We start from the raw sequence: 24,147 nt of genomic DNA on the forward strand, positions 1-24,147 counted from the left end.
TCTGCCGTCGGCAGAGGGTCAACGGCCGGTCGGAGGCGTGTACTTGTAGCCGACCCGGCGCACCGTCCGGATGGTCTGGCGGTGCTCCGCGCCGAGCTTGCGGCGCAGCCGGGCGATGTGGACGTCGACCGTGCGGCCGTCGCCCACGTGCCCGTAGCCCCACACCGTGGTGACGAGCTGGTCGCGGGTGTGCACCCGGTTGGGGTGCGCCACCAGGTGCGCGAGCAGCTCGAACTCCAGGTAGGTGAGGTCGAGTTCACGGCCGTCCACCGCGGCGGTGCGCTGCACGGGGTCGATCCGCACCAGCGGGTCGCCGGTGCCGTCGCCGGTGTCCGGGCGGTCCGGCACGGCCACCGGCAGGAACGGCGGCTGCTGGTCGGCCGGGACGAGCACCAGGTAGCCGATCATCGGCGGCCGGCCCGGCAGGGTGGGCAGGGCGTGCTGGGGGGCGGGCAGCCAGGTCGCGCCCGGCGGCAGGAAGTCCGCGACGTCCACCACGTCGTCCCGGTCCACGGCGCGCAGCCGGTGCCGGGCCGGGGCGGCGGGGGTGGGGGCGGGGAGGGGAGCGGGAGAGAGGGAACGGGTGGTCGCCATGAGAGGTCAGCTCTTTCGCGCGAGGAGTTCGTCGGGCAGGACGACGGCCGCGATTCGTGGTCGGGCCCGTCGAGGGACGTACGTCGTGCGCGCTGGCCGGAGGCCGGGGTGTACGGCTTCAGAGGGCCGGCGCGTTCGTCGCGCGGCAACACACCCGGTCGAAGTCGTGGTGCTGACGGGAAGGCCAGAAGGGCTCGAGGTCATGGCGACCCGTCGCGGTGTACTTCTGGAAGCTGGCCATGGCCCCATTGAAGCAGACACCTGCCCGTGACAGCAGACCGCTCTCACTGCTTGGACGCTTCCTTGGCGGGAAGTCGACCGTCGGTCCGCGATCCGGGAGGCCGGCACGCCGAAGGGGCGCCCGCCGAAACGGCGGGCGCCCCTCGTGCGACGGTCGCGGGACGGATCAGACCTGGCCGGCCTTCTCCAGCGCGGAGCAGCAGGTGTCCACCAGCAGGCGGGTCACCGTGTACGGGTCGACGTTGGCGTTCGGACGGCGGTCCTCGATGTAGCCCTTGCCGTCCTTCTCGACCTGCCACGGGATGCGGACCGAGGCGCCGCGGTCGGAGACGCCGTAGGAGTACTCGTTCCACGGGGCGGTCTCGTGCAGACCGGTCAGGCGGTCGTCGATGCCGGCGCCGTAGTTCTTGACGTGGTCGAGCGGCTTGGAGCCCTCACCGAGCGACTCGCACGCGGTGATGATCGCGTCGTAGCCCTCGCGCATCGCCTTGGTGGAGAAGTTGGTGTGCGCGCCGGCGCCGTTCCAGTCGCCCTTGACCGGCTTGGGGTCGAGGGTGGCGGCGACGCCGAAGTCCTCGGCGGTGCGGTAGAGCAGCCAGCGGGCCACCCACAGCTGGTCCGAGACCTCGAGCGGGGCGAGCGGGCCGACCTGGAACTCCCACTGGCCGGGCATGACCTCGGCGTTGATGCCGGAGATGCCGAGACCGGCGGCGAGGCAGTTCTCCAGGTGGGCCTCGACGACCTCACGGCCGAAGATCTCGTCGGCGCCGACACCGCAGTAGTAGCCGCCCTGCGGGGCCGGGAAGCCGCCCTTGGGGAAGCCGAGCGGGTAGCCGTCCTGGAAGAAGGTGTACTCCTGCTCGATGCCGAAGATCGGCTCCTGCGCGGCGAACTTCTCGGCGACCTCGGCCAGCGCGGCACGGGTGTTGGACTCGTGCGGCGTCATGTCGATGTCGAGGACCTCGCACAGGACGAGGATGTCGTCGCCGCCGCGGATCGGGTCGGGGCAGGTGAAGACCGGCTTGAGGACACGGTCCGAGGAGTGACCCTTGGCCTGGTTCGTGGAGGACCCGTCGAAGCCCCAGATCGGCAGTGCGTCCAGACCGGCGGGCTCACCCGTGATGATCTTGGTCTTGGAGCGGAGCTTGGCGGTCGGCTGGGTGCCGTCGATCCAGATGTACTCAGCCTTGAAGGTCACGGGCCACTTCCTTCGGGGGTGTGTCTGACGCACGTGCGGGTGCTGCGGCGCTGCGGCACCGGAGCGCCGCCGTTGTTGCCCGGAAGCTTGTCAACAGGCGATTTCCCGGTCATTGCTCGAATGTGAACCCCGTGTTACCTGGTGGTTCTGTGGCGCGGTTCACGGTGTGAGGGCCCCGGCCGGGCCCCGAGCCGCCGTTCGCGGGAGCGAGGGCGTGGGCCGCCGGGTCTCGTATGCGATGGGGGTGCCGGGCGGGAGAAGGGGCACGGGGGCGGTCAGCCGGCCTCGGCCGCGGCCCGCCGTACGCCCTCCAGGAAGCCGTGGATCGCGGCCCGCTCCCGGTCGTCGTAGCCGCGCAGCAGCTCCGCCGTCCGCCCGATGAGCGGACCGAAGAAGGACCGGCCGAGCTCGACCGCCCGTTCCTCGACCTCGATGACGACCTTGCGCCGGTCCGCCGTGCCGCGCACCCGCCGGACGTGTCCGGCCCGCTCCAGCCGGTCGACGACGGCGGTCGTCCCCGCGGAGTTCAGACCGAGCGCGGCCCCGAGCCGCCCCGCCGTCATCTCCTCGGCCGCGCGCCGCGCGTCCATGAGCGCGATCAGGGCGCGCACGTCCGTCGGGTGCATGCCGTTCGCGCCCGCGAACCGGGCGCTGTGCAGCCCGAGTTCGACCGCCACCGCGCGCAGCAGGTGCACGGTCTCCCTCTCGTCCCGGCCCTCGGTCGGCATACGGCCCTCCGGCTATCATCTCGCTCATCGAACATCTCGCCCGGCGAGATGATACGCGGCATGCCACGGGAGGACTCCATGGGCACGTACGACGACGACGCCTTCCGGGCCGCCTACGACAAGGTGATGGCCCGGTGGCCCGCCGACCGCGGGACGGCCACCGTCCCCACGCCGTACGGCACGGCGCACGTCAACGTCTGCGGCCCGCGCGACGCGCCCCCGCTGCTGCTCCTGCCCGGCGGCGGGGGCGCGACCTCGGCGTCCTGGTTCGCCCAGGCGGCCGAGCTCGCCCGGGTGCGGCGGGTGCACGCCGTCGACCTCCCGGGGGCGCCGGGGCGCAGCACCGTGGACGGCGGGCGGGCGCCGCGGACCGTCGCCGACCTGGGCGACTGGCTGGACGCCGTGCTGGCGGGCCTGGGGATCGCGCGGGCGGACGTGGGCGGGCACTCCTACGGCGCCTGGATCGCCCTGCACCACGCCCTGCGCGCCCCCGGGCGGGTCCGCCGCCTGTTCCTCCTCGACCCGACCCTGTGCTTCGCCGGGTACAAGGCGGCGTACCTGCTCCGCGCCCTGCCGATGCTGCTGCGGCCGACCCCGCGCCGGGTGCGGTCCTTCCTGGTCTGGGAGACCGGGACGGGGGCCCCTCCCGCTCGGGCGGGGTCGGGGGCGGGGAAGGCGCTCGACCCCGACTGGCTCCGGCTCCAGGAGGCCGCCGCGGGCTTCCCCGCGGCGCGGCCGGTGACCGGCCCGCGTCCGGCGCCCGAGGCGCTGCGGGCCCTGGACGTGCCGGTCCTGCTGCTCGTGGCCGCGAACAGCAGGACCCATGACGCGTCCGAGGTGGCGGCCCGGGCGGGCGAGCTGCTGCCGCGCGGGGAGACCGACGTCCTGCCGGACGTCTCCCATCACGCGCTGCCGGTCGCCGCGCCCCCGGGAACGGGCCGCCGCCTCAGGGAGTTCCTCGGCTGAGCCTCACCCCACCTTCTCGATCACGGCCCGGCGGATCAGGAACTTGCCGGGCTCACGGACCTGTTCGAAGGCCGCGTTGTTGAGCAGCACACAGCTGCCGGAGACCGAGGTCACCTCGACGGTCGTGGACTTGTTGTTGTCGAGGTTGGTGACCTTCAGCTTGGTCCCCGCCGGGAACTGGTTGCTGGACGCGGCCGGGGCGCCCCCCTCGCCGGAGAGGGTGACGGTGGAGCCGTTGCAGACCTGCTGGCCGGAGGCGGCGCCGCCGCCCGCGTTGCCGGCATCGCCCGCGTTCCCGTCGTTGCCGTTGTTTCCGGCATTGCCCGCGTTGCCGGCGTTCCCGCCGTTGCCGTTGTTTCCGGCGGGGGCGCTCTGCGCCGGCGGGGCGGGCTGCGTCGGCTGCGCCGTCTGGGAGCCCTGAGCCGACTCCCCGACGACGCACCCCGACGCCTTCTGCTGCACCTTGATCTGCTCGATGACGGCCTCGCGGTTGGCGATCCGGGCCGCCGACTGCGCGTCCGGGGCGGCCTTCTGGCCCTCGATGAACCGCTGGTTGTTGCCGAGGGCGGTGGCCAGGCCCTGGCAGACGGTCGACTCGGCGGCCGTCTGCGGGGACTGCGCGGCGTTCGAGGTGGCCGCCATGACGAAGGCCCCGCCTCCCGCCACCGTCGCGGCACTCACCAGAAGCGCCAGCTTCTTCTTCGTGCTGAGGGTTCTCCTACGGGACATGCGCGCCTCCTGAAGAGGTCGGGGAGCGTACGCCGTGATGTACGAGATACCGAACGAGGTCACTCAGCGATCACAGGGATCAATCGAAGTGGCGTGCGTCACAGGGGGAGGGCGGCCGCGCTCAGCTCCCGCCGCTCTCGTACTTCACCACCGTGTCGTTGACGTACTGGAGCAACCCCTCGGTCTGCGCGGTGAGTTCGGCCTCGCCGGTCTCGGATCCGTCCCCCCACTGGCCGTTGGCGAAGACCACCGAGCGGACGGTCATCAGGCGCCGGAAGACCCCGGCGGAGCCCGGCGGCACGGTCGGCAGGCCGGCCTCCGGCGGCGGGTCGAGCGAGACCACCTGGTAGGTCACCGGGTCCACGGACGCCATCATGAACACGCGCGAGGCGTCCTCGACCCGCGCGAAGCTCAGCACGGTCACCGTCACCTGGGAGCGCCGGTCCGCGTCCGTGAACAGCGCCGCCGTCAACCGGGAGCACTCCTCGCCCTGCTCGATGAGCTCGGCCAGCTGCGGGGACATGCCCTCGGCGCAGTCGGGGGTGGTGGCGAGGTCGACGCGCGTGTACCGGGAGCCGTCCGCCAGGCGGACGGCCGTGCGCGGGAACGCCTGCTCGGGGCGGATGACCGGCCGGGCCAGCAGGGACGGCAACGAGCTCGGGGCGTCGCTCGGCAGGCCGACGTCCACGGAGGGCACGGCCGGGACGGGGGTGGTGCTCGCCGGCGCGGCGGACAGCGGCTCGCCGTCGTCGTCCCCGCCGGTCATCATCAGGGCGCCGGCGGCGATGGCGGCGACGAGGACCAGACCGGTCCCGGCGGCGGCCGCGCGCCGCGTCCGCCGCCGCCTGCGTATCCGCTCCTGCTCGGCCGCGTACGAGGCGTACGGGTCCGGCTGGGCGTACGGGGCGGCCGGTCGGGCGTACGGGTCCGGCTGGGGGTGCGGGGCGGTCGACCGGGCGTACGGGTCCGTACCGGCCTGCGCGGCCGGCTGGGCGTACGGGTCGGTCCGGGTGTACGGGTCGTCCGGCCCGTACGGCGTTCCTCGATCACCGAAGGTCATGGCGGCGGAGGGTAACAGCGCGGACCGCCCCGGCTCCCCTCGGCCGACGAACCGCCGCAGGTCCGGCTAACGGGACAGAACGCCCCGTACGGCCTCGTCCGTGCGGGCCACGACCGCCGTGCCGTCGTCGGCGGTGATGATCGGGCGCTGGATGAGCCGGGGGTTCTCGGCGAGCGCCGTGATCCAGCGCCCGCGGGAGCCGGCGTCCCGGGGCCAGTCCTTCAGGCCGAGCTCCCCGGCCACGGCCTCCTGGGTGCGGGTGATGTCCCACGGCTCCAGACCCAGGCGGTCGAGCACGTCCCTGATCTCGTCCTCGGCCGGTACGTCCTCCAGGTACCGGCGGACGGTGTAGTCGGCGCCCTCGGCGTCGAGCAGGCTCAGCGCGCTGCGGCACTTGGAACAGGCGGGGTTGATCCAGATCTCCATGCGGCTCACCGTAGCCGGGAGTCGTCACGGGGCGCGCGGACTCGTTCTCCCCGTGCGTCACTGAGGCCCCGAAAGCCCTTGTGGCCAGGGGCTTTGTCAGTGGGGGACGGTAGAATAGAAGCAGTGTTCGAGGGTTCCGCCGGAGATTCCGGACCGGGGCCCTGACCGCGACAGGAGGATGCCCGTGCCCGCTGCCGCACTCAATCCGAAGCCGCTGCCGACCCAGTCCACCACGAAGCGTTCCGTCCCGCTCGACCTGCCCTACGTCCCCGTGGCGAAGCGGCCGCTGCCGCCCGGCCGCCCGCGCGAGTGGTACATCACGCACAACCGCCGGCTCAAGGCCATGCGCCTGGCCATCGCCCTGCTCGACTCGGGCGTGTACGTCCCGGACCAGGCCCGCGACGAGAAGATCCGCGACACGGCCCTGCTGATCGGCGTCCACCCGCCGTCGGACACGACGTGCCGCATGGTGCGGACGCTGATGCGGTACGCGAGGTGAACGGGGCGCCGGGTGCCGCCGTTCGCGGCGGCACCCGGCGGCTCCGGCGGCTCGCAGCCGCCGGGTTCCCGCTCCGGCCCTGAACGGACCTCGTCCCCGCATGCCGGACGGGCCGGGACCGCCCGGCCGCCCCTACCCCGCCAGCTCCTTCTCCAGCGGCGTCCGGAACCGGGGCGTCACGCGCGTCGCCCCCACCCACGCCGCCAGGCGCTCCGCCTCCGCGGCGATCGCCGCCTCCGCCTCCCGCCCCACGCCGGCCCCGTCCAGGATCCGCCAGACGATCTCGCCGTCGGCCCGCCGGGCCCAGCCGCCCACGACCCGGCCGTCCCACCACACCGTCGGCCCCACGTTGCCGCTGTGGTCGAACAGGGCCGGCCGCAGCTCCGGGGCCAGGTACCAGTCGCGTGCCCGCCATCCCATCGCGGTGGGATCGAGCGCGGGCAGGAGCGCGGCCCACGGCTCCCGCGGCGCCGCCACGGGAGCGACGTCGCCGTCGACGACGTACCCCGTGCCCTCGTCGAGGGACACGGCCCGCGCCCCGATCGCCGCCAGCGCCCGCCGGACGTCCGTCACCCGCCACCCCGTCCACCACCTGAGGTCCGCCTCCGTCGCCGGCCCGCACGCCGCCAGCCAGTGCCGCAGCAGCTCCGCCTGCGCCCCGGCCGGGTCCAGCCCGGGGTGTTCGGGGGCCAGGGCCCAGCGGAACCGGTTCGACGTCCACGAGCCCAGCGGACGGCCCCGGACCACCTTCCCCTCCACGCCCAGCACCTTCAGCAGCCGGGTCCCGACCGTGTGCAGCCCCTCGTAGCCCTTCCCGGCCGCGTACACGAACTGCTCCCGCAGCCGCGGCTCCTCGCACGCCAGCTCGGCCGCCGTCGCCTGCCCCAGCCGCCCCAGCGCGGCCAGCGCCGACTCCTCGACCTCCTTCAGCCAGGCCGCGTCCGGCGCGCCGGCCTTCGCCATGTCCTTCACCAGCGCGGCCCGTTCCCGCGCGGCGACGGCGAGGCCCGTCGAGGCGTGCACGACCGCCGTCAGCTCCGCGGGGAACACGAACACCGTGTGCCGCATGCCGTGCATCCGGACCAGCGTCCGCCCCTCGCCGTACAGCGCCCGGTCGGTGTCCGCCACGGTCCCCGACGCATCCGAGAGACGGGCCCCGACCGCCAGGTACACCGTCGCCGGATCCGAGCCGTGCAGCGCGACGAGCGCGTCGGCCACCTCCTTCGGGTCCGCCGCCCGTGCCGCCGGCGCCAGCCGGTGCCGCAGAGCCAGCCGGGCCCGCCGCTCCGCCGCGTCGATGTGACGCTCCCCGCCGTCCATCCCGCCTCCACCCGTCCCGTCCGCCGCGCGTCCGCGCCCGCCCATCCTCCTCGACACCACTGACAACGGACCCCGTCACCGCGCGCGTCCGTCCGCCCGCGCGAAAAGGGGATGCACCGCGCGTGACGGTCTCCCTACGCTGAAGACGCCACCCCACCCCCCGCCACACCACTCGGTCACCCGTCCATGCCCAGGAAGGAGGCACGCCATGGGCACCGTCGTTCTCTCCGGGACCGTCGTCCTGGTGGTCCTGGGATTCGGAAACCACCTCTACTGGCTCGCCGCGATCGCCGTCCTCTACCTGTACGCGCGTCACGCACGCGCCGCGTCCTCGACGTCCGCGCCCGGCCCCGCCGCGAGCCCCGCGCCGACGTCGTACAAGGCCTACCGGGACCGCCGGGACCAGCAGGCCAAGTGGGAGCGCCGCTACCGCCGCGAGCGGCCGCTGGAGGCCCGCCGCCAGGAGCGCGGGAGCCAGTAGGGCCTCTCTTTCGGATCTTGCCGCGGTCGCGGCACCCGGCGGGGGTGTCCCCGGTTCCTCACAGGCCGGGGGCGCCCCACACCGGGAACCAGCGGCTCAGGTCCTGCTCGATCCGCAGGTCGTCCGCGAGGGCCGCCCGCACCTGGAGCTCCAGCGCGTTGTCGCGCCGCTGTCCCGCACCGGGCAGCGGCGCGAACGGGTAGAAGGAACCCCGCTTGTACAGGTACACCAGCGCCAGCCGCCGGCCGGCGTCGTCGGCGAAGGCGGCGAGGGAGCACAGCAGCTGGGGGCCGAAGCCGTTGACCTCCATCGCGCTGTTCACCGCGTGCAGGTCGTTGACCAGCAGCGGGAGTTCACCGGGGGAGCGGTGCGAGACCAGCCAGGAGTAGCCGTAGTCGTCCCGCAGGAGCCGCACCGGGGGACCGGTGCGCTCGGTGTCGGCGTCGAGGAGGGCCTGGACCTCGCGGTGCGTCTGCTCGAAGGCCCAGCCCTCGACCGTCGCGAAGCACACCGCGCCCCGCCCGGTCGGCGTGAACCCGGCCGCCGCCTCCAGCGTCACCGCCGCCGACGGCAGCGCGAACAGCTGGTCCAGGTCGGGCGCGACCGGCTTGGTCCGGCCGAGCAGGATGTCCAGCAGCCCCATGATCAGTCCGCCTTCCCGGGGCTCGCCGCCTCGCCCAGTTCGGCGGAGATCCGCCCCAGCTGCTCCAGCCGCTGCCCCAGGCTCGGGTGGGTGGAGAACAGCCGCGCGACACCGGGCTCGGAACCCAGCGCCGGGGTGAAGTAGAACGCGTTGAACGCCTGGGCCGTCCGCAGGTCCTCCGACGGGATCCGGGCGATGTCGCCGGACACCTTCGTCAGCGCCGACGCCAGTGCCGAGGGCCGCCCGGTCAGCAGCGCCGCCGACCGGTCCGCCGCCAGCTCCCGGTACCGGGACAGCGCCCGGATCAGCAGGAAGCTGATCGCGTACACGGCCGCCGACACGGCCATCACGGCCGCGAGGACGGCGGCGGTGTTCTGGTCCCTGCGGCCGCCGCCGAACACCTGGCCGTAGAACGCGAACCGCACGACCAGCCCCGCGACCACGCCGAGGAAGGACGCGATCGTGATCACGGCGACGTCCTTGTGCGCCACGTGCGACAGCTCGTGCGCGAGCACGCCCTCCAGCTCGGCCGGCTCCAGCCGCCGCAGCAGGCCGGTCGTCACGCAGACCACCGCGTGGTCGGCGTCGCGCCCGGTCGCGAACGCGTTGGGCATATCCATGGCGGACACGGCGACGACCGGCCCGGGCATGTCCGCGAGCGCGGACATCCGGTCGACGACGGCGTACAGCTCGGGGTACTCCTCCCGCCCCACGACCCGCCCGCGCATCGCGAACAGGGCGATCCGGTCGGAGAACCAGAACTGCGCGACGAACACCGCCGCGATCACGGCGACGGTCAGCGCCCAGGACTTCAGCAGGACGATCAACGCGGCGACGAAGCCCACGTAGAGGAGTCCCAGCAGGAACATCGTGACCGTCATCCGTACGGTCAACCGCCGGTCGCCCCGGAAGCGGCTCTGCATCTGCATCACCCCGCACCTCAGGCACTCGCCCCACCGCCAGTGTGCACCCGGCCCGCCCCATGGGGCGGTCGCGATCGGCCCCAGGATCAGCAAAGGCCCACGCCGGCGTCCGGCGCGAGCCCGGCCCGGGGGCGGCGAGGGGCGCGCGACCGCCACGGGCGCGCCCCGGCCGGCCGCGCGCCGCCTCCCCGCCGTCCTCCGCGGTGGTCGTGCCCGCGCCTAGTACGGCGCCCGGTACTGCGCGTACCCGAGCAGCAGGATCACCGCGGCCACGCACCCCAGCACGATCGCCGTCGACACCCAGGACGACCGCCGCGGCCCCACCCGCTCCGGGTCGGCCCGGAAGGGCTGCGGCTGCGGCGGGTTCTCCTTCCAGCGCGCGGCCAGCATCCGGGCCCGCGCCGAGGGCTCCTTGTGCTCGGCGGCGTCCGCCCACCTGAGGTCGAACTCCCGCCGCTCGTCGTCCTGTTCGGACATCCCCGTCTCTCCCCGTCAACTCTGTCGAACAACAGTGCCGGAAACCATACGACGGCGCCCCCGCCCCGAGAAAACGGGGCGGGGGCGCCGGGAGCCTGGCGCGCGGGGCGCGCGCGGTCCGGTCACACGTCGAAGTAGAGCTCGAACTCGTGCGGGTGCGGACGCAGCTGGAGCGGGGCGATCTCGTTCTGGCGCTTGAAGTCGATCCACGTCTCGATCAGGTCGGACGTGAAGACGTCACCGGCGAGCAGGAACTCGTGGTCGCGCTCGAGCGAGTCGAGGACGGCCGGGAGCGAGGTCGGGACCTGCGCGACGTTGGCGTGCTCCTCGGGGGCCAGCTCGTAGAGGTCCTTGTCGATCGGCTCGGCCGGCTCGATCTTGTTCTTGATGCCGTCGAGGCCCGCGAGCAGCAGGGCCGAGAAGGCCAGGTACGGGTTGCCGGAGGAGTCGGGCGCGCGGAACTCGACGCGCTTGGCCTTCGGGTTCGAACCCGTGATCGGGATGCGCATGGCCGCGGAGCGGTTGCGCTGCGAGTACACCAGGTTGATCGGCGCCTCGAAGCCCGGGACCAGGCGGTGGTAGGAGTTCACCGTCGGGTTGGTGAAGGCGAGCAGCGACGGGGCGTGCTTGAGGATGCCGCCGATGTAGTAGCGGGCCATGTCCGACAGGCCCGCGTAGCCGGCCTCGTCGTAGAACAGCGGGGAGCCGTTGCTCCACAGCGACTGGTGGACGTGCATGCCCGAGCCGTTGTCACCGAAGATCGGCTTCGGCATGAAGGTCGCGGTCTTGCCGTTGCGCCAGGCGACGTTCTTCACGATGTACTTGAAGAGCTGGAGGTCGTCGGCGGCGGCGAGCAGCGTGTTGAACTTGTAGTTGATCTCGGCCTGGCCGGCGGTGCCCACCTCGTGGTGCTGGCGCTCGACCTGCAGGCCGGACTTGGCCAGCTCCAGGGAGATCTCGGCGCGCAGGTCGGCGAAGTGGTCGACCGGCGGGACCGGGAAGTAGCCGCCCTTGTAGCGGACCTTGTACCCGCGGTTGTCCTCGAGGGCGCCGGTGTTCCAGGCGCCGGCCTCGGAGTCGATGTGGTAGAAGGACTCGTTCTCCGAGGTCTTGAAGCGGACGCTGTCGAAGACGTAGAACTCGGCCTCGGGACCGAAGAACGCGGTGTCCGCGATACCGGTCGACGCGAGGTAGGCCTCGGCCTTCTTCGCCACGTTGCGCGGGTCGCGGGAGTACTGCTCGCCCGTGATCGGGTCGTGGATGAAGAAGTTGATGTTGAGCGTCTTGTCACGGCGGAAGGGGTCCACCCGGGCGGTCGACAGGTCCGCGCGCAGCGCCATGTCGGACTCGTGGATGGCCTGGAAGCCGCGGATCGACGAACCGTCGAACGCGAGCTCCTCGTCCGGGTCGAACGCCTCGACGGGCAGCGAGAAGTGCTGCATGACGCCCGGCAGGTCGCAGAACCGGACATCGATGAACTTGACGTCCTCGTCCGCGATGAACTTCTTGGCCTCGTCGGCGTTCTGGAACATCCAGCTCCTCCTACTCCCGACCATCCCGCCGGGGTGGTAGTTCGTTCGTGCGGCCAGTGCGGTGGCACACGCTGGCCCCGACCCTAGGGACGGGTGATTTCTCTGGCGTGACCCATTTGTTTCGCAGAAGTTAACCGGCCTTGGTTCCACCGTAGCCCCGACGCGGCCCGTCGCGCCCCGTCGCCCCCCGCCGTCCCCGGTGCGCACGGGTGCGCAGTACCGTGGTCGGGTGGACAACAGGCAAGCAATCGGATCGTGGCTGTCCGGCCCGCGCGCGGCCATGGAGGAAGCCGGCGCCGACCTCGGATACCGGGGGGAGCAGCTGGGCCTGCCGGAGCAGGGACCGGGTTCGATCGCCCGCCCCGGACGCCGGCTCGGCGCGCTGGCCGTGGACTGGGGCCTGTGCCTCTTGATCGCATACGGCCTGATCACCGACGGCTACGGCCAGGCGACGAGCAACTGGGCGCTGTCGATCTTCTTCGTGATGAGCGCCCTGACCGTCGGCACTCTCGGCTTCACCCCGGGCAAGCGCCTGTTCGGACTGCGGGTGCTGGCCCTGGACACCGGCACGGTCAATCCGCTGCGGGCCCTGCTGCGCACGCTCCTGCTCTGCCTCGCCCTCCCGGCCCTGATCTGGGACCGCGACGGCCGCGGCCTGCACGACCGGCTGGCGCGGACGGTCGAGGTGCGGCTCTGAACCGGACCTCGGGGTCCGGATCCGAACCGGACCCGGACGAGGCCTGAACGACGAAGAGGGCGCCCGCAGCGGGCGCCCTCTTCGTCGTACGAGGTCGGTCAGCGGCCCTTCGGCCCGCCCTTCGGCAGGCGCATGCCCTTGGGCATCGGCCCCTTCGGCAGCGGCATGTTGCTCATCAGGTCGCCCATGGCGCGCAGCCGGTCGTTGGTGGCGGTCACCTGGGGGCCGGTGAGCACGCGCGGCAGCTTCAGCATGGTGGTCCGCAGCTTCTTCAGCTCGACCTGCCCCTCGCCGGTGCCGACGATCAGGTCGTGCACCGGCACGTCCGCGACGATGCGGTTCATCTTCTTCTTCTCGGCCGCCAGCAGGCTCTTCACCCGGTTCGGGTTGCCCTCGGCGACCAGGACGATGCCGGCCTTGCCGACGGCCCGGTGCACCACGTCCTGGCTGCGGTTCATCGCGACCGCGGGGGTCGTCGTCCAGCCCCGGCCGACGTTGTCCAGCACGGCGGCGGCGGCACCCGGCTGGCCCTCCATCTGGCCGAAGGCGGCCCGCTCGGCACGGCGGCCGAACACGATCGCCGTCGCGAGGAAGGCGAGCAGGAAGCCCAGGATGCCGAGATAGATGGGGTGGCCGATCAAGAAACCGATCGCGAGGAACACACCGAAGGTGACGATCCCGACAGCCGCGAGCACCAGACCGATCTTCTTGTCGGCCTTGCGGGTCATCTTGTAGGTCAGGGCGATCTGCTTCAGTCGCCCGGGGTTCGCGGCTTGCGCCGTCGTGTCCTTCCTCGCCATGTCACGCAGTCTACGTGGCCCCCGGCGCTGCCGACGACGGCAGTGTCCGGGACGGGAGCGCGGGAGGAACGGGAGCGGTCAGGACGTGGCGGAGCTGACCGCTTCGAGGACGCGCTGCGCCTCGACCCGGTCCTTGGCACGGCGGCGGTCCTCCAGGACGGAGGTCCAGGCGTTGCGTCGGGCGGTGCGCTGGCCGCCGCTCATGAGCAGCGACTCGACGGCGCGCAGAGCGTCGGTGAAGGAAGGGATCGCGGTGGCGCGAACGGGCGCGGCCTGCATGGTGGAGGTCCCCCTCGGGCGGCTTGGGTCATGGTCCGCTTGGTGTGACACCAGCGTCACTGTCTGGTGTTACCAGGGCGTGACCGACCGGTCAAACACCCATGAAACCTTGATGGGCGCCGCCGAAATGCTGACGCGGCCCTGACGTACGCCCTCATCTGCGAGGACGGTCAGGACCGCGTCATATCGGCCTCTACTGACCGGTAACCGTTTGTGCGTGAATTCACACGCTTGCCCCGTCCCCGTGCGGGAAGAGGCGGTTGACGGAGTGTCAGACGGCCTGGGCCGCGACGAAGGAGCCGCGCTTCTCGACGGCCATCTGATACAGGCGGCCAGCACGGTAGGAGGACCGTACCAGCGGGCCGGACATCACGCCCGAGAAGCCGATCTCCTCGGCTTCCTCCTTCAGCTCGACGAACTCCTGCGGCTTGACCCAGCGCTCCACGGGGTGGTGGCGCACGGACGGGCGCAGGTACTGCGTGATGGTGACCAGCTCGCAGCCCGCGTCGTGCAGCTGCTGGAGCGCCTCGCTGATCTCCTCGCGGGTCTCGCCCATGCCGAGGATGAGGTTCGACTTGGTGACGAGCCCGAAGTCCCGGGCGGCCGTGATGACCTTCAGGGAGCGCTCGTAGCGGAAGCCGGGCCGGATCCGCTTGAAGATCCGCGGGACGGTCTCGACGTTGTGCGCGAAGACCTCGGGGCGGGCGGAGAAGACCTCCGCCAGCTGCTCGGGGACCGCGTTGAAGTCGGGGGCCAGCAGCTCGACCTTGGTCCGGCCGCCCTCGCGCTCCGCCGTCTGGCGGTGGATCTGGCGGACCGTCTCCGCGTACAGCCAGGCGCCGCCGTCCTCGAGGTCGTCGCGCGCGACACCGGTGATGGTGGCGTAGTTCAGGTCCATGGTGACCACGGACTCGCCGACGCGCCGCGGCTCGTCGCGGTCCAGCGCCTCGGGCTTGCCGGTGTCGATCTGGCAGAAGTCGCAGCGCCGGGTGCACTGGTCGCCGCCGATGAGGAAGGTCGCCTCGCGGTCCTCCCAGCACTCGTAGATGTTCGGGCAGCCGGCTTCCTGGCAGACCGTGTGCAGCCCCTCGCCCTTCACGAGGTTCTGCATCTTCGTGTACTCGGGACCCATTTTCGCCCGGGTCTTGATCCACTCGGGCTTGCGCTCGATGGGGGTCTGGCTGTTCCGGACCTCCAGGCGCAGCATCTTGCGTCCGTCGGGTGCGACTGCGGACACATCGGCTCCCTGTAGCTTCGATTCTTCGGCGTACACCAGGGTACGCCCGTACGTTTTCGGTCCCCGGGGTGGGCAACCGGGCGGATCCGGGGCGCATTCCCGGCCGGCCCGTGAGCCTGTGACCTCGTGGGTCCGCGGGCTGCGGGCCGCGCCGCCCGCGCCCGCGGGCCGGTGCGGCGTACGGCTACGCCGACGCCCGCTCGATCTCGCGCGGCTTCAGCTCCGCGTTCTCCAGCACGTCCTTCAGGTGCCGTTCGACCACCGGCAGCACCTCCTCGATCGTCACGTCCCGTCCGAGCTCGCCGGCGAGCGAGGCGACCCCCGCGTCGCGGATGCCGCACGGGATGATCCGGTCGAACCACTTGTTGTCGGGATTCACGTTCAGGGCGAAGCCGTGCATCGTGACCCCCTTGGCCACGCGGATGCCGATCGCGGCGATCTTGCGGTCCTCGCGGCGCTGGCCGGCGTTGGAGGGGGCGTACTCCGGGCCGTTCAGCCGCGGGTCGAACTCCTCGTCGTGCAGCCGGGGGTCGAAGTCGAGCGAGAGCCCTCCGAGGGACGGCCGGCGCTCCACGGGGTCGCCGAGCACCCACACCCCGCTGCGGCCCTCGACCCGGGTCGTCTCCAGGCCGAACTCCGCGCACGTCCGGATCAGCGCGTCCTCCAGGCGCCGCACGTGCGCCACCACGTCCACCGGACGCGGCAGCTTCTGGATGGGGTAGCCCACCAGCTGGCCGGGGCCGTGCCAGGTGATCTTGCCGCCGCGGTCCACGTCCACGACCGGGGTGCCGTCGAGGGGGCGTTCGCTGTCGGCCGTGCGCCGTCCCGCCGTGTACACCGGCGGGTGCTCCAGCAGCAGCACGGTGTCGGGGACCTCGTCGGCGAACCGCGCCGCGTGCACCCGGCGCTGCTCGTCCCACGCCTCCTGGTACTCGACCGCGTCCGCTCCGAAGCCCATGCGGACGAACCGCAACTCACTCACGGCAAGCGCCTCCCTCGGCGATAGCTGCGTAAGGCGCGTAACGCGCCCGAGCCACTGTACGTCCGCCCGTCGCACGTCAGCCCCGCGGCCAATCCTCACACGATCGGATGAATGAACGCCGAGAGGTGAGACCGGCTGCTCACGCTCCGCTACATTCGCGCCGTTCACGAGGCAAAAGAGCTGCTCACAGCAATGGGGCACTTCATCCGGGCACGTCAGAGGCCCGGGAGGCAGGAGACCGCACCGCAGATGACGGAACGACCCGCGCAGCGCACTCCCAACCGCCAGCTCGCCGCGCTCATCGCAGAAGCGGGCTTCTCCAACGCGGGTCTGGCCCGGCGCGTCGACCAGCTCGGCCTCGAACACGGGCTGGACCTCAGATACGACAAGACGTCCGTCACCCGGTGGCTGCGCGGACAGCAGCCCCGCGGCACCACCCCCGCCCTCATCGCCGAGGTCTTCACCCGCCGCCTCGGCCGCCGGCTGACCACGCAGGACCTCGGGCTGGACGCGTGCGCCCCCGTGTACGCGGGGCTGGAGTTCGCCGGCACGCCCGAGGAGGCCGTCGACATCGTCGGCGGGCTGTGGCGCAAGGACTCCGGCAGCCACGCCGAGCTGCGGAAGATCGCCTTCACTCCGGCGGGGCTCGTCGTCCCCAGCCGGGACTGGCTGATCGGCCGGGCCGACGAGAAGGTGGCCCGCGGCCCCGGTGAGCAGTCCGGCCGGGTGCCCGCCCAGGGACGCACGGCCGCCCGGCCCGGGACGGGCAGGGACGCGTCCGCCACGGGGGCGCCGGCCGGATCCGCACCGGACCCGTCCGCGCCGGCCGCGGCCGCACCGGGCCGGCCGGCCGCGCACGTCCCGGGCGCCCGCGCCGTGCCCCGGCAGCGCGGCACGGCCGAGCGCGGCCCCGGCCAGCGCGTCACCGGCGGCGACATCGCCGCCCTGCGTTCGGTCGGCGAGCTCTTCCGCACCCTCGACGACATGTACGGCGGCGGCCACGCCCGCCAGGCCCTCGTGCGCTACCTGGAGCACGAGTGCGAGCCGATGCTGCGCGGCACCTACGGGGAGCAGACCGGCCGCCGGCTCTTCGGCGCCGCCGCCGACCTCACCCGGCTCGCGGGCTGGACCTCCTTCGACATCGCGGCGCACGGGCTGGCCCAGCGCTACTTCGTCCAGGCCCTGCGCCTGTCGCAGGCCGCCGGGGACCGGGCGTACGGCTCCTACGTCCTGGTGACGATGAGCCGTCAGGCCGTCTACCTCGGCCACGGCCGCGAGGCCGTGCAGCTGACGCGCGTCGCCCAGCAGGGCGTCGGCACCGGCGCCCCGCCCGTCGTCCAGGCGCTGCTGCACGCGGCCGAGGCGCGCGGGCACGGGGTGCTGGGCGAGGTGCGGGCCTGCACCGCGTCCCTCGTGCGGGCCGAGCGCGCGCTGGAGGCGGCCAGGGCCGGGGACGAGGTGCCGTTCTGGGCCCGGTTCTTCGACGAGGGACAGCTCGCCGACGAGTTCGGGCACTGCCACCGGGACCTCCAGCAGTTCCGTGCCGCCGCGCAGCACGCCGAGCGGTCGCTGCAGCTGCGGCCCGCCGCCCACGCGCGCAGCCGGCTGTTCTGCCGGGTCGTGCTCGCCTCCGCCCGTCTCGGTCTGGGCGAACTCGATCCGGCCTGCCAGCTGGCCGCGGAGGCGGCGGGGCAGGCGGCGGAGATGCGTTCGGTGCGGGCGGTGGAGTACGTCAGGGACTTCGAGCGCCGGCTGGAGCCGTACAGGGACGCGGCGCCGGTGCGGGCGTACCGGGACAGGGTGGCGGCGCTGGGGTAGCCGGCGGGGGTGTGCTCGCCCCCGCCGCCCTCACCCGTCCCGTCCCCCGGGGGCTCCGCCCCTCCGGCCCCGGCGGGGCGCCCCGGCCCCCGGCGGGGCCTCGCCCCTGGACCTCCGATCGGCCCCGAGCGGGCCTCGTCCTCAAGCGCCGGACGGGCTGGAGCGCACGGGGCCTCGTCCGGGAGGCCGGGCCGGGTCGGCCTTCGCTCAGGGGGCGCACGGGGAGCTGGGATGCGTCGGCCTTCGCCCGGGAGGTGCCGGGCGGGCCGGGCGGGAGGGCCGGGGTGAAGGCGGTGGAGGGGGTGTCGCTCTCGAGGGGCGGATCGTGGTGTCCGAGCGGGCCGGGGGCTGGGGAGGAGCCCCCGGTCGGCTCTCTGCCTACGCCGCTCTCGGTACCGCCCGGGCAGGGTCCGCCTGGTGGAGGGAGCCGGCTGCGCCCAGGTCGGACAGGATGGCCGCGGCCGCCCGGTGGGCGGAGTGGAGGGCGCCCTGGACGGTGCTGGTGTCGCGGTGGTCGCCGCAGACGTAGAGGCCCGCCAGGAGGCGCACCGGGCGGCGCAGGTCGTGGGGGGCGCGCATGGCGGGGACGGCCTCGGGGGTGTGGTGGACGGCCAGGGTCTCCCAGCGGGCGGTCGAGGTGCCGTAGAGGCGGGAGAGGTGCATGCGGACGGCGGTGTCGACGCCGGGCGGGGGCGTGCCCAGCACCGTGGACGAGACCAGCGTGCGGCCGGCGGGGGCGCGGCTGGGGTCGACGAGGCTGGTCACCGTGGTGTGGGCGACCGGGCCGCCGCGGTCGGCGTCCAGGAGCAGGAAGGCGCCGGTGGGCGGGGGCTCGTCGGTCGTGTGGTGCAGGACCGTCACCGGGTGGAAGTCGGGCACCCGCAGTCCGGGCAGCAGTTCGGCGGCGGTGCGCGCGTCGGTGGCGACCAGGACCGCCCGGCAGCGGAACTCGCCGTGCTCGGCGGTGGTCACGGAGGTCGTGGAGACGGCCGTCACCCGCACGCCGGTGTGCACGGTGCCCGGCGGCAGCGTGCGGGCGAGGAGCTCCGGGAGCACGTCGGCCCCGCCCTCCGGCAGGCACAGCCGCCCGGCCGCGAAGGCGCGCAGCGCGAGGTCGGCGCAGCGGCTGGAGGTGGTCAGGTCCGGGTCGGACAGGAGCGCGGCGAGCAGGGGCCGCAGGAAGCCCTCGATCGTGCGGGCGGGCAGTCCGCGGGCCGCGAGGGCCTCGGCGGCCGGCGCCTCCGGGCGGCGCAGCAGCCGTTCGGCGGGGGTGGCCGCGAGCCGGGTGAGCGCCGCCCCGAGGCGCGCCTGGTCCATCGCGGTGCCCAGCGGCGCGCCCGCCCGGACCCGCGGCGGGGGCACGGCCTGCCAGGGCGCGCCCGCCCGCCGGCCGGGCAGCGGCACGGTCCGGGAGGCCGCCGTGCGCGACCTGGGCAGTGCCCCCGGTCGAGGCGCGCTCGCAAGAGCGCGTACGGCATGGAGTGCGCCCCTCGCGCCCCCTGCGCCCGCTTGCGCGCCGGCGCGATGACGGTGTCCGTCGCTGTGCAGCAGCACGCCGGGCGCGAACGGACGCAGGACCAGCGCGTCCAGCCCCGGGGTCGACGCCAGCTCGGGATACGCCGTGGACAGCAGCTGTCCGACGCGGTCGAGCCGGAAGCCGTCGACCTTCTCGGTCGCCATGCGGCCGCCCACGCAGGGGGCCGCTTCCAGTACCGCCGTGGTCATTCCTGCGCGGGTCAGCCGATGGGCCGCGCAGAGGCCGGCGACCCCGGCTCCCACCACGACGACGTCTGCCTGGTACGCGGGCTCAAACACGTGCCCCTCCTCGCCTCGAGGTTGCGCGGCCGGTGGAGACGTCATGCCCCCGACGGGCCTCCGGGATACCCGAGTTCGGATCGAGGGTAGGGCCGGGACCGGTCGGTAACAGTCGCGCATGGGCAGGGCACGGTCGCACGGCGGTCGCATACCGTCCCGGTCGGTCGTCAGGCTGCTCGCAGGGCATCCTCGATCCCGGGAAACGCGAAAGTGAACCCGGACTCCAGCAGCCGCTCGGGCACCACCCGCGCACTGCCCAGCACGTCCCCGGCCATCTCGCCCAGCACCGTCCGCAGCACCGGCGCCGGCACCGCGAACAGCGTCGGCCGGTGCAGCACCCGTCCCATCGCCTCGGTGATCTCACGGTTCGTCAGCGGCTCGGGAGCGGTCAGGTTGAACGGCCCCGACAGGTCGTCGCGGTCGATGAGATGCCGGATCGCCGCGACCTCGTCGTGCAGCGCGATGTACGACCAGTACTGCCGGCCGTCCCCCATGCGGCCGCCCAGACCCGCCTTGAACAGCGGGAACAGCCGTCCCCACGCGCCGCCGCCGCGTGCCACGACCAGTCCGGTCCGGGTGAACACCGTCCGTACGCCCGCCTTCCGCGCATCGTCCGCGGCCGCCTCCCACTCCACGCACAGCTCCGGCAGGAAGCCGCGCCCGGCGGGCGCCCCCTCGTCGACGGCCCGCTCGCCCGTCTCGCCGTAGATGCCGATGGCACTGCCGTTGACGAACACCCGCGGCCGCTCGTCCAGCGCGGCGACCGCCCGGGCGAGCGCCGCCGTCCCGTGCACCCGGCTGTCGTGGATCCGCCGCTTGTACGCCTCGCTCCACCGCCGGTCGCCCACCCCGGCCCCCGCCAGGTTGACCACCGCGGCGCACCCGGCGAGCCCGGCCGTGTCCACCCGCCCCCGCTCGGGGTCCCACCGCACCTCGCCGGCGCCCCGGGGCGCCCGGCGCACCAGGCGCACCACCTCGTGCCCGTCGGCGGTCAGGGACCGCACCAGGGCGCTGCCGATCAGACCGGACGCGCCGGCCACCGCGATTCGCGTACGTTCCATACGGCCATCCTGCCGGGTCCTCCCGGAAAATCCCGGTCGGCGCCGGGCCCCCGGGTCATAGGGTGACGCTCATGCCAGACCCCGACGCACCGCGCATACGCACCGCCCTGCCCGCCGACGGCGAGGCGCTCGGTCTGATCGACCGCCTCACGTGGTCGCCCCTGCACGCGGTCCAGCCCGAGCCGCAGCCGCCCTACGAGCCCTTCTTCGACGAGGGGCACAGCCCCGGGGACCACCTGGTCGCCGAACTCGACGGCCGCGTCGTCGGCTACGTCCGCATCGGCTTCCCCACCCCGCTCGCCTGCAACGCCCACGTACGCCAGATCCAGGGGCTCGCCGTCGCCGACGAGGCGCGCGGCCGGGGCGTGGGGCGCGCGCTGGTCCGGGCGGCGGTGGACGAGTCGCGCCGGCGCGGCGCCCGCCGGATCACCCTGCGCGTCCTCGGCCACAACACCCCCGCCCGCAAGCTCTACGAGGCCGAGGGCTTCGAGGTGGAGGGCGTCCTGCCGCAGGAGTTCCTGATCGGCGGGGAGTACGTGGACGACGTCTTCATGGGCCGGCCCGTGCAGCCCCCGGGGCCCACGACGTGATCAGCCCGCCCGTGTCCCCCGGCGCCGTCGCCGACCCCGTCGTCACCGGGCCCGGCGACCAGCGGTGAGCCGGGCCGCGCGCGGGCGGCCGTCCCGGCCGGCCGTCCCGCGCGCACCCGGGAACGCCGTGGACCGGGACGACGGTTCCGCCAGGTGGCACAGCACGCGTCGCGGGCGGACCGGAACGAGCCGACAGTGGGACCATGCGTGCCATCCGACAGGTCCTGCGCCGTCCGCGGGGGACGCGGCGACGGGGCCCGGCGCGGTCGCCGGACCCGCTCCTGTTCCTCCTGGGCTGTCTGCCCGGACTGACCGCCGTCCTCGCCCTGGCGCTGTGCGCCGAGGGCGTCGGGGACGCCGCCACGGACGCCCGCTCCGTCCACGCGGCCGGCGTGCGCGCCGCGCCCGCGCACACCGCCGCCCGGCCGCGCATCGTGCCGCGCACCGCATGGCTCGCCGACCTCGCCCACCGCGCCCAGCCGCCCCCGCGCTACGACGACAAGGTCGTCGCCGTCTTCGTCCACCACACCGACTCGCCCAACGGCTACGACTGCGCCGACGCGCCCCGCATCATCCGCTCCCTGTACGCGGGCCAGACCGGCCACCGCGCCTGGGACGACATCGGCTACCACTTCCTCGTCGACCGCTGCGGCACCGTCTACGAGGGCCGGGCCGGCGGGGTCGACCGCGCGGTCACGGGCGCGCACACCCAGGGCTTCAACCACCGCACGGCCGGCATCGCCGCCCTCGGCACCTTCACCGCGGGCGTCCCGGTGCCGCAGCCGATGGTCGACGCGATCGCCGCGCTGGCCGCCTGGAAGCTCGGCCTGGCCGACGTCGACCCGCGCACCACGGTCCGTCTGACCTCCAGCAACAGTCACAGCCGGTACGCCGCCGGCGCCACGGCCACCCTGCCCACCCTCGCCGGCCACAACGACGGCTACATGACCAGCTGCCCCGGCGCCGCCCTGAGCGCCCGCCTCCCGGAGATCCGCCGGACGGCGGCCCGTCTCCAGGGCAGGACCTGGGCGACCGGCATGACGTTCACAGGAATGCCCTAGGCGGTGTTCAGAGTCCTCCCAGCCCCGCGCCCTACGGTCGGGCACAGGACAAGCCGACCGGAGGTGGGGATCATGGACAGCAGCCGTACGAGGACCCGGGGGAGCGCCGGCCACGGGGCCGGCCGGACCGGGGCCGGCCGGACCGGGGCCGCCCGCCGCCCCTGGACGGTCGTCTGCGCCGTCGCCGCGGTCGTCCTGGGCCCGGCCGCGGCCACCGCGTCCGCACTGGAGCAGGCCAACAAGGCGCCGCTGCACCACGCGGTCGGGGCCGGGCCGCAGCAGGCGTACCTCCCGTCGGACACCGCGCGACGCCGGGCCGCGGCCTGAGCGCCCCGCGCCCTGGCCGCCGCGGCGCGGGTGTCACTCCTTGAAGCGCTCCCACAGGCGCGGGTACCGCTCGGCGAGCGCCCCCTCGTTCTCGAAGTCGGCCGGCGTGCCCTCGGGCTCGGCCGGGGCGGGCGCGATGCCCAGGTCCGGGGCGACGGTCCCGGTGAGCTGCTCGTAGGCCTCGTCGGCCGCGTAGCCCAGCTCCTCGCCGTCGCCGTCGATCTCCTCGTCGAAGTCGTCCAGCAGGTCCGCGAGCGCGTCCGGGTCGTGCACGGCGCCCTCGTAGACCTCCCGGCCCTGCCCGATCAGCCAGCACCGGAAGTAGTCGAACGCGTCGTCGCTGGCCCCGTCGAGCAGCACCCAGGCGGCGCCCCACAGGTCCCAGGTGTAGGCGCGGTTGTAGCGCGCCTCGAAGTGACGGGCGAAGTCCAGGACCATGTCCGGGTCCATCCGCAGGAGCCGGTCGACGAGCAGGTCGGCCTGGTCCTCGGGATCGCCCTCGGCGGCCTCTCGGGTCGCGTCGACCAGCTCCCAGAACTCCGTCTCGTCCATCACGCGTCCCAGCATCGTGCCTGGACGGGTGGGCCGCACCCGGAGTGCGGAGGATTGTCACGAGGGGGTCCGCCGTGAGCCGCCGTCAGCCGTACAGCTCCGCCAGCCGTGCCGCGTCCGCGGCGAAGCGGCGGCGCAGCGACGGCGGGGACAGCACCTCGGCCTCCGGGCCCAGCCCGGTGAGCTGGGCGTGGGCCACGTCCTCGGACTCGACCCGCAGCACCACCGTCACCCGTCCGTCGGCGCCGGCCTCCCCGGCCCGCGCCAGGGCGTCCCGGGCCGCCACGGGGTCCACGGCGTACGGCAGTGCGCGCACGCCCGCCTCCGACAGCCGCAGGACCACCTCGGCCCGCAGGATCGACCGGGCGAACCGCTCGGCCTGCTCCGCCCAGTAGCCGGGCAGATCGAAGTCCTCGTCGCGGGTGAAGCGGTCCTCCAGCGGTTCCGCGCCGGTGAACCGGTCGATCCGGTACGTCCGGAAGGACCCGTCCCCGGCCACGCGGGCGCACAGGTACCAGACCCCCGCCTTGAGCACGAGCCCGTACGGCTCCAGCTCCCGCGTCACCTCCCGCGTCGGCTCCGCCCCGTTCCGGCGGTAGCGGGCCCGCACCCGCCGGTCGTCCCACACCGCCCGGGCGACCACCGGCAGCAGTTCGGGCGTCCCCGGCTCCTGGAACCAGCCCGGCGCGTCCAGGTGGAACCGCTGCGCCGCCGTCCGCGGCGCGTCCCGGAGCGAGGGCAGCAGCGCGGCCGACACCTTCAGCCGGGCCGCCGAGGCCGCGTCCTCCAGCCCCATCTCCCGCAGCGCCCCCGGCACCCCGCTCAGGAACAGCGCCTCCGCCTCACCGCGCGCCAGCCCGGTCAGCCGCGTGCGGTAACCCCCCACCAGCCGGTAACCCCCGGCCCGGCCCCGCTCCGCGTACACCGGCACCCCCGCCTCCGACAGCGCCTGCGCGTCCCGGGTGACCGTCCGCTCCGACACCTCCAGCTCCCGCGCCAGTTCGGCGGCGGTCATGGCGGGCCGGGACTGCAGCAGCAGCACCATCTTGATCAGCCGGGCAGCACGCATACGGCCATCATGCCGGGGGCCGCCGACGACGGGAGGGGCACGG

At 73.9% G+C, this 24,147-nt stretch carries 28 protein-coding genes; 8 read left to right on the plus strand and 20 right to left on the minus strand.

What is annotated here, in order from left to right; all coding sequences use genetic code 11:
* Positions 1-18: 18 nt before the first annotated feature.
* The 4 genes from ACH4F6_RS28695 to ACH4F6_RS28710 all read right to left on the minus strand — a co-directional run bounded on the left by ACH4F6_RS28695 (position 19) and on the right by ACH4F6_RS28710 (position 2,760).
* Positions 19-594, minus strand: coding sequence for a winged helix-turn-helix domain-containing protein (locus tag ACH4F6_RS28695; protein WP_397963267.1), 576 nt, complete (start codon positions 592-594; stop codon positions 19-21).
* Positions 595-712: 118 nt separating this feature from the next.
* Complete coding sequence (locus tag ACH4F6_RS28700) at positions 713-835, minus strand: hypothetical protein (protein WP_099053921.1); 123 nt, start codon at positions 833-835, stop codon at positions 713-715.
* A gap of 165 nt (positions 836-1,000) precedes the next feature.
* Positions 1,001-2,032 (minus strand): glutamine synthetase, encoded by a 1,032-nt coding sequence (glnII, locus tag ACH4F6_RS28705; RefSeq protein WP_397963268.1) that lies wholly within the window; start codon positions 2,030-2,032, stop codon positions 1,001-1,003.
* Positions 2,033-2,307: 275 nt separating this feature from the next.
* On the minus strand, positions 2,308-2,760 hold the full coding sequence (locus ACH4F6_RS28710) for a MarR family winged helix-turn-helix transcriptional regulator (RefSeq protein ID WP_397963269.1): 453 nt from the start codon (positions 2,758-2,760) through the stop codon (positions 2,308-2,310).
* 78 nt (positions 2,761-2,838) lie between these two features.
* On the opposite strand from ACH4F6_RS28710, the gene ACH4F6_RS28715 reads away from it, so the two are divergent.
* On the plus strand, positions 2,839-3,726 hold the full coding sequence (locus ACH4F6_RS28715) for an alpha/beta fold hydrolase (protein ID WP_397963344.1): 888 nt from the start codon (positions 2,839-2,841) through the stop codon (positions 3,724-3,726).
* A gap of 3 nt (positions 3,727-3,729) precedes the next feature.
* Here ACH4F6_RS28715 and ACH4F6_RS28720 read toward each other — a convergent pair whose 3' ends face one another.
* The 3 genes from ACH4F6_RS28720 to ACH4F6_RS28730 form a co-directional block, all read right to left on the minus strand.
* A complete protein-coding gene (locus ACH4F6_RS28720; RefSeq protein ID WP_397963270.1) occupies positions 3,730-4,455 on the minus strand; it encodes a hypothetical protein in 726 nt (241 codons plus the stop codon).
* Between the two features lie 121 nt (positions 4,456-4,576).
* Positions 4,577-5,515, minus strand: a complete 939-nt coding sequence (locus tag ACH4F6_RS28725; protein WP_397963272.1) for a hypothetical protein — start codon at positions 5,513-5,515, stop codon at positions 4,577-4,579.
* A 66-nt stretch (positions 5,516-5,581) separates the two neighbouring features.
* Positions 5,582-5,941 (minus strand): arsenate reductase family protein, encoded by a 360-nt coding sequence (locus ACH4F6_RS28730; protein WP_397963273.1) that lies wholly within the window; start codon positions 5,939-5,941, stop codon positions 5,582-5,584.
* A gap of 184 nt (positions 5,942-6,125) precedes the next feature.
* Here ACH4F6_RS28730 and ACH4F6_RS28735 point away from each other — a divergent pair, with 184 nt between their 5' ends.
* Entirely contained in the window at positions 6,126-6,440 is a 315-nt protein-coding gene (locus ACH4F6_RS28735; RefSeq protein ID WP_397963274.1) for a hypothetical protein, read from the plus strand.
* Between the two features lie 132 nt (positions 6,441-6,572).
* Here the strand turns inward: ACH4F6_RS28735 and ACH4F6_RS28740 are convergent, their stop codons facing one another.
* Positions 6,573-7,760, minus strand: a complete 1,188-nt coding sequence (locus tag ACH4F6_RS28740) for a winged helix DNA-binding domain-containing protein (protein WP_397963275.1) — start codon at positions 7,758-7,760, stop codon at positions 6,573-6,575.
* Between the two features lie 208 nt (positions 7,761-7,968).
* On the opposite strand from ACH4F6_RS28740, the gene ACH4F6_RS28745 reads away from it, so the two are divergent.
* Positions 7,969-8,241: a hypothetical protein gene (locus tag ACH4F6_RS28745; RefSeq protein WP_397963276.1), complete on the plus strand. Its 273-nt coding sequence runs from the start codon at positions 7,969-7,971 to the stop codon at positions 8,239-8,241.
* A 58-nt stretch (positions 8,242-8,299) separates the two neighbouring features.
* Here ACH4F6_RS28745 and ACH4F6_RS28750 read toward each other — a convergent pair whose 3' ends face one another.
* From ACH4F6_RS28750 to glnA, 4 genes are all read right to left on the minus strand, one after another.
* Positions 8,300-8,884 carry a hypothetical protein gene (locus ACH4F6_RS28750; protein ID WP_397963277.1) on the minus strand — a complete coding sequence of 195 codons (585 nt, stop codon included), beginning with the start codon at positions 8,882-8,884 and terminating at the stop codon, positions 8,300-8,302.
* A gap of 2 nt (positions 8,885-8,886) precedes the next feature.
* Positions 8,887-9,807 (minus strand): zinc metalloprotease HtpX, encoded by a 921-nt coding sequence (htpX, locus tag ACH4F6_RS28755; protein WP_397963345.1) that lies wholly within the window; start codon positions 9,805-9,807, stop codon positions 8,887-8,889.
* A gap of 219 nt (positions 9,808-10,026) precedes the next feature.
* A complete protein-coding gene (locus tag ACH4F6_RS28760; protein WP_397963278.1) occupies positions 10,027-10,284 on the minus strand; it encodes a hypothetical protein in 258 nt (85 codons plus the stop codon).
* Between the two features lie 122 nt (positions 10,285-10,406).
* On the minus strand, positions 10,407-11,816 hold the full coding sequence (glnA, locus tag ACH4F6_RS28765) for a type I glutamate--ammonia ligase (protein ID WP_397963279.1): 1,410 nt from the start codon (positions 11,814-11,816) through the stop codon (positions 10,407-10,409).
* Between the two features lie 229 nt (positions 11,817-12,045).
* Between glnA and ACH4F6_RS28770 the strand changes: the two genes are divergently transcribed.
* Positions 12,046-12,513: an RDD family protein gene (locus ACH4F6_RS28770; RefSeq protein WP_397963280.1), complete on the plus strand. Its 468-nt coding sequence runs from the start codon at positions 12,046-12,048 to the stop codon at positions 12,511-12,513.
* A 98-nt stretch (positions 12,514-12,611) separates the two neighbouring features.
* Here the strand turns inward: ACH4F6_RS28770 and ACH4F6_RS28775 are convergent, their stop codons facing one another.
* From ACH4F6_RS28775 to lipB, 4 genes are all read right to left on the minus strand, one after another.
* Positions 12,612-13,313, minus strand: a complete 702-nt coding sequence (locus ACH4F6_RS28775) for a DUF4191 domain-containing protein (RefSeq protein WP_397963281.1) — start codon at positions 13,311-13,313, stop codon at positions 12,612-12,614.
* Positions 13,314-13,391: 78 nt separating this feature from the next.
* A complete protein-coding gene (locus tag ACH4F6_RS28780; RefSeq protein ID WP_397963282.1) occupies positions 13,392-13,592 on the minus strand; it encodes a hypothetical protein in 201 nt (66 codons plus the stop codon).
* A 271-nt stretch (positions 13,593-13,863) separates the two neighbouring features.
* The gene (gene lipA, locus ACH4F6_RS28785; protein WP_397963283.1) at positions 13,864-14,829 is read right to left on the minus strand and encodes a lipoyl synthase; all 966 of its coding nucleotides are present in this window, start codon (positions 14,827-14,829) and stop codon (positions 13,864-13,866) included.
* A gap of 184 nt (positions 14,830-15,013) precedes the next feature.
* Positions 15,014-15,811: a lipoyl(octanoyl) transferase LipB gene (gene lipB, locus ACH4F6_RS28790; protein WP_397963285.1), complete on the minus strand. Its 798-nt coding sequence runs from the start codon at positions 15,809-15,811 to the stop codon at positions 15,014-15,016.
* Positions 15,812-16,060: 249 nt separating this feature from the next.
* Here lipB and ACH4F6_RS28795 point away from each other — a divergent pair, with 249 nt between their 5' ends.
* Positions 16,061-17,629, plus strand: a complete 1,569-nt coding sequence (locus ACH4F6_RS28795; protein ID WP_397963286.1) for a regulator — start codon at positions 16,061-16,063, stop codon at positions 17,627-17,629.
* A 378-nt stretch (positions 17,630-18,007) separates the two neighbouring features.
* Here ACH4F6_RS28795 and ACH4F6_RS28800 read toward each other — a convergent pair whose 3' ends face one another.
* Positions 18,008-19,444 carry an NAD(P)/FAD-dependent oxidoreductase gene (locus ACH4F6_RS28800; RefSeq protein WP_397963287.1) on the minus strand — a complete coding sequence of 479 codons (1,437 nt, stop codon included), beginning with the start codon at positions 19,442-19,444 and terminating at the stop codon, positions 18,008-18,010.
* A gap of 167 nt (positions 19,445-19,611) precedes the next feature.
* On the minus strand, positions 19,612-20,505 hold the full coding sequence (locus ACH4F6_RS28805; RefSeq protein WP_397963288.1) for a TIGR01777 family oxidoreductase: 894 nt from the start codon (positions 20,503-20,505) through the stop codon (positions 19,612-19,614).
* 71 nt (positions 20,506-20,576) lie between these two features.
* On the opposite strand from ACH4F6_RS28805, the gene ACH4F6_RS28810 reads away from it, so the two are divergent.
* The 3 genes from ACH4F6_RS28810 (at position 20,577) to ACH4F6_RS28820 (ending at position 22,483) form a co-directional block, all read left to right on the plus strand.
* Positions 20,577-21,095, plus strand: coding sequence for a GNAT family N-acetyltransferase (locus tag ACH4F6_RS28810; protein ID WP_397963289.1), 519 nt, complete (start codon positions 20,577-20,579; stop codon positions 21,093-21,095).
* Between the two features lie 203 nt (positions 21,096-21,298).
* On the plus strand, positions 21,299-22,156 hold the full coding sequence (locus ACH4F6_RS28815; protein WP_397963290.1) for a peptidoglycan recognition protein: 858 nt from the start codon (positions 21,299-21,301) through the stop codon (positions 22,154-22,156).
* A 72-nt stretch (positions 22,157-22,228) separates the two neighbouring features.
* Positions 22,229-22,483: a hypothetical protein gene (locus ACH4F6_RS28820; protein WP_397963291.1), complete on the plus strand. Its 255-nt coding sequence runs from the start codon at positions 22,229-22,231 to the stop codon at positions 22,481-22,483.
* 33 nt (positions 22,484-22,516) lie between these two features.
* Here the strand turns inward: ACH4F6_RS28820 and ACH4F6_RS28825 are convergent, their stop codons facing one another.
* Both ACH4F6_RS28825 and ACH4F6_RS28830 read right to left on the minus strand, forming a co-directional pair.
* A complete protein-coding gene (locus ACH4F6_RS28825) occupies positions 22,517-23,035 on the minus strand; it encodes a DUF4240 domain-containing protein (protein ID WP_397963346.1) in 519 nt (172 codons plus the stop codon).
* Positions 23,036-23,120: 85 nt separating this feature from the next.
* Positions 23,121-24,104: a helix-turn-helix transcriptional regulator gene (locus ACH4F6_RS28830; protein ID WP_397963292.1), complete on the minus strand. Its 984-nt coding sequence runs from the start codon at positions 24,102-24,104 to the stop codon at positions 23,121-23,123.
* Positions 24,105-24,147: the final 43 nt, after the last annotated feature.

The organism is Streptomyces sp. NPDC017936 (genome assembly GCF_044328485.1).
In the GTDB taxonomy this organism is placed as follows: domain Bacteria; phylum Actinomycetota; class Actinomycetes; order Streptomycetales; family Streptomycetaceae; genus Streptomyces.

Excerpts from the sequence above, each read along its gene's own strand:
- ACH4F6_RS28695 (WP_397963267.1), bottom strand. The coding sequence starts at position 594 with ATGGCGACCACCCGTTCCCTCTCTCCCGCTCCCCTCCCCGCCCCCACC.
- glnA (WP_397963279.1), bottom strand. The coding sequence starts at position 11,816 with ATGTTCCAGAACGCCGACGAGGCCAAGAAGTTCATCGCGGACGAGGAC.
- ACH4F6_RS28745 (WP_397963276.1), top strand. The coding sequence starts at position 7,969 with ATGGGCACCGTCGTTCTCTCCGGGACCGTCGTCCTGGTGGTCCTGGGA.
- ACH4F6_RS28720 (WP_397963270.1), bottom strand. The coding sequence starts at position 4,455 with ATGTCCCGTAGGAGAACCCTCAGCACGAAGAAGAAGCTGGCGCTTCTG.
- ACH4F6_RS28825 (WP_397963346.1), bottom strand. The coding sequence starts at position 23,035 with ATGGACGAGACGGAGTTCTGGGAGCTGGTCGACGCGACCCGAGAGGCC.
- ACH4F6_RS28750 (WP_397963277.1), bottom strand. The coding sequence starts at position 8,884 with ATGGGGCTGCTGGACATCCTGCTCGGCCGGACCAAGCCGGTCGCGCCC.
- ACH4F6_RS28760 (WP_397963278.1), bottom strand. The coding sequence starts at position 10,284 with ATGTCCGAACAGGACGACGAGCGGCGGGAGTTCGACCTCAGGTGGGCG.
- ACH4F6_RS28775 (WP_397963281.1), bottom strand. The coding sequence starts at position 13,313 with ATGGCGAGGAAGGACACGACGGCGCAAGCCGCGAACCCCGGGCGACTG.
- ACH4F6_RS28780 (WP_397963282.1), bottom strand. The coding sequence starts at position 13,592 with ATGCAGGCCGCGCCCGTTCGCGCCACCGCGATCCCTTCCTTCACCGAC.
- ACH4F6_RS28715 (WP_397963344.1), top strand. The coding sequence starts at position 2,839 with ATGGGCACGTACGACGACGACGCCTTCCGGGCCGCCTACGACAAGGTG.
- ACH4F6_RS28730 (WP_397963273.1), bottom strand. The coding sequence starts at position 5,941 with ATGGAGATCTGGATCAACCCCGCCTGTTCCAAGTGCCGCAGCGCGCTG.
- ACH4F6_RS28700 (WP_099053921.1), bottom strand. The coding sequence starts at position 835 with ATGGCCAGCTTCCAGAAGTACACCGCGACGGGTCGCCATGACCTCGAG.
- ACH4F6_RS28725 (WP_397963272.1), bottom strand. The coding sequence starts at position 5,515 with ATGACCTTCGGTGATCGAGGAACGCCGTACGGGCCGGACGACCCGTAC.
- ACH4F6_RS28815 (WP_397963290.1), top strand. The coding sequence starts at position 21,299 with ATGCGTGCCATCCGACAGGTCCTGCGCCGTCCGCGGGGGACGCGGCGA.
- ACH4F6_RS28740 (WP_397963275.1), bottom strand. The coding sequence starts at position 7,760 with ATGGACGGCGGGGAGCGTCACATCGACGCGGCGGAGCGGCGGGCCCGG.
- ACH4F6_RS28795 (WP_397963286.1), top strand. The coding sequence starts at position 16,061 with ATGACGGAACGACCCGCGCAGCGCACTCCCAACCGCCAGCTCGCCGCG.
- ACH4F6_RS28710 (WP_397963269.1), bottom strand. The coding sequence starts at position 2,760 with ATGCCGACCGAGGGCCGGGACGAGAGGGAGACCGTGCACCTGCTGCGC.
- ACH4F6_RS28810 (WP_397963289.1), top strand. The coding sequence starts at position 20,577 with ATGCCAGACCCCGACGCACCGCGCATACGCACCGCCCTGCCCGCCGAC.
- ACH4F6_RS28805 (WP_397963288.1), bottom strand. The coding sequence starts at position 20,505 with ATGGAACGTACGCGAATCGCGGTGGCCGGCGCGTCCGGTCTGATCGGC.
- ACH4F6_RS28830 (WP_397963292.1), bottom strand. The coding sequence starts at position 24,104 with ATGCGTGCTGCCCGGCTGATCAAGATGGTGCTGCTGCTGCAGTCCCGG.
- ACH4F6_RS28820 (WP_397963291.1), top strand. The coding sequence starts at position 22,229 with ATGGACAGCAGCCGTACGAGGACCCGGGGGAGCGCCGGCCACGGGGCC.
- htpX (WP_397963345.1), bottom strand. The coding sequence starts at position 9,807 with ATGCAGAGCCGCTTCCGGGGCGACCGGCGGTTGACCGTACGGATGACG.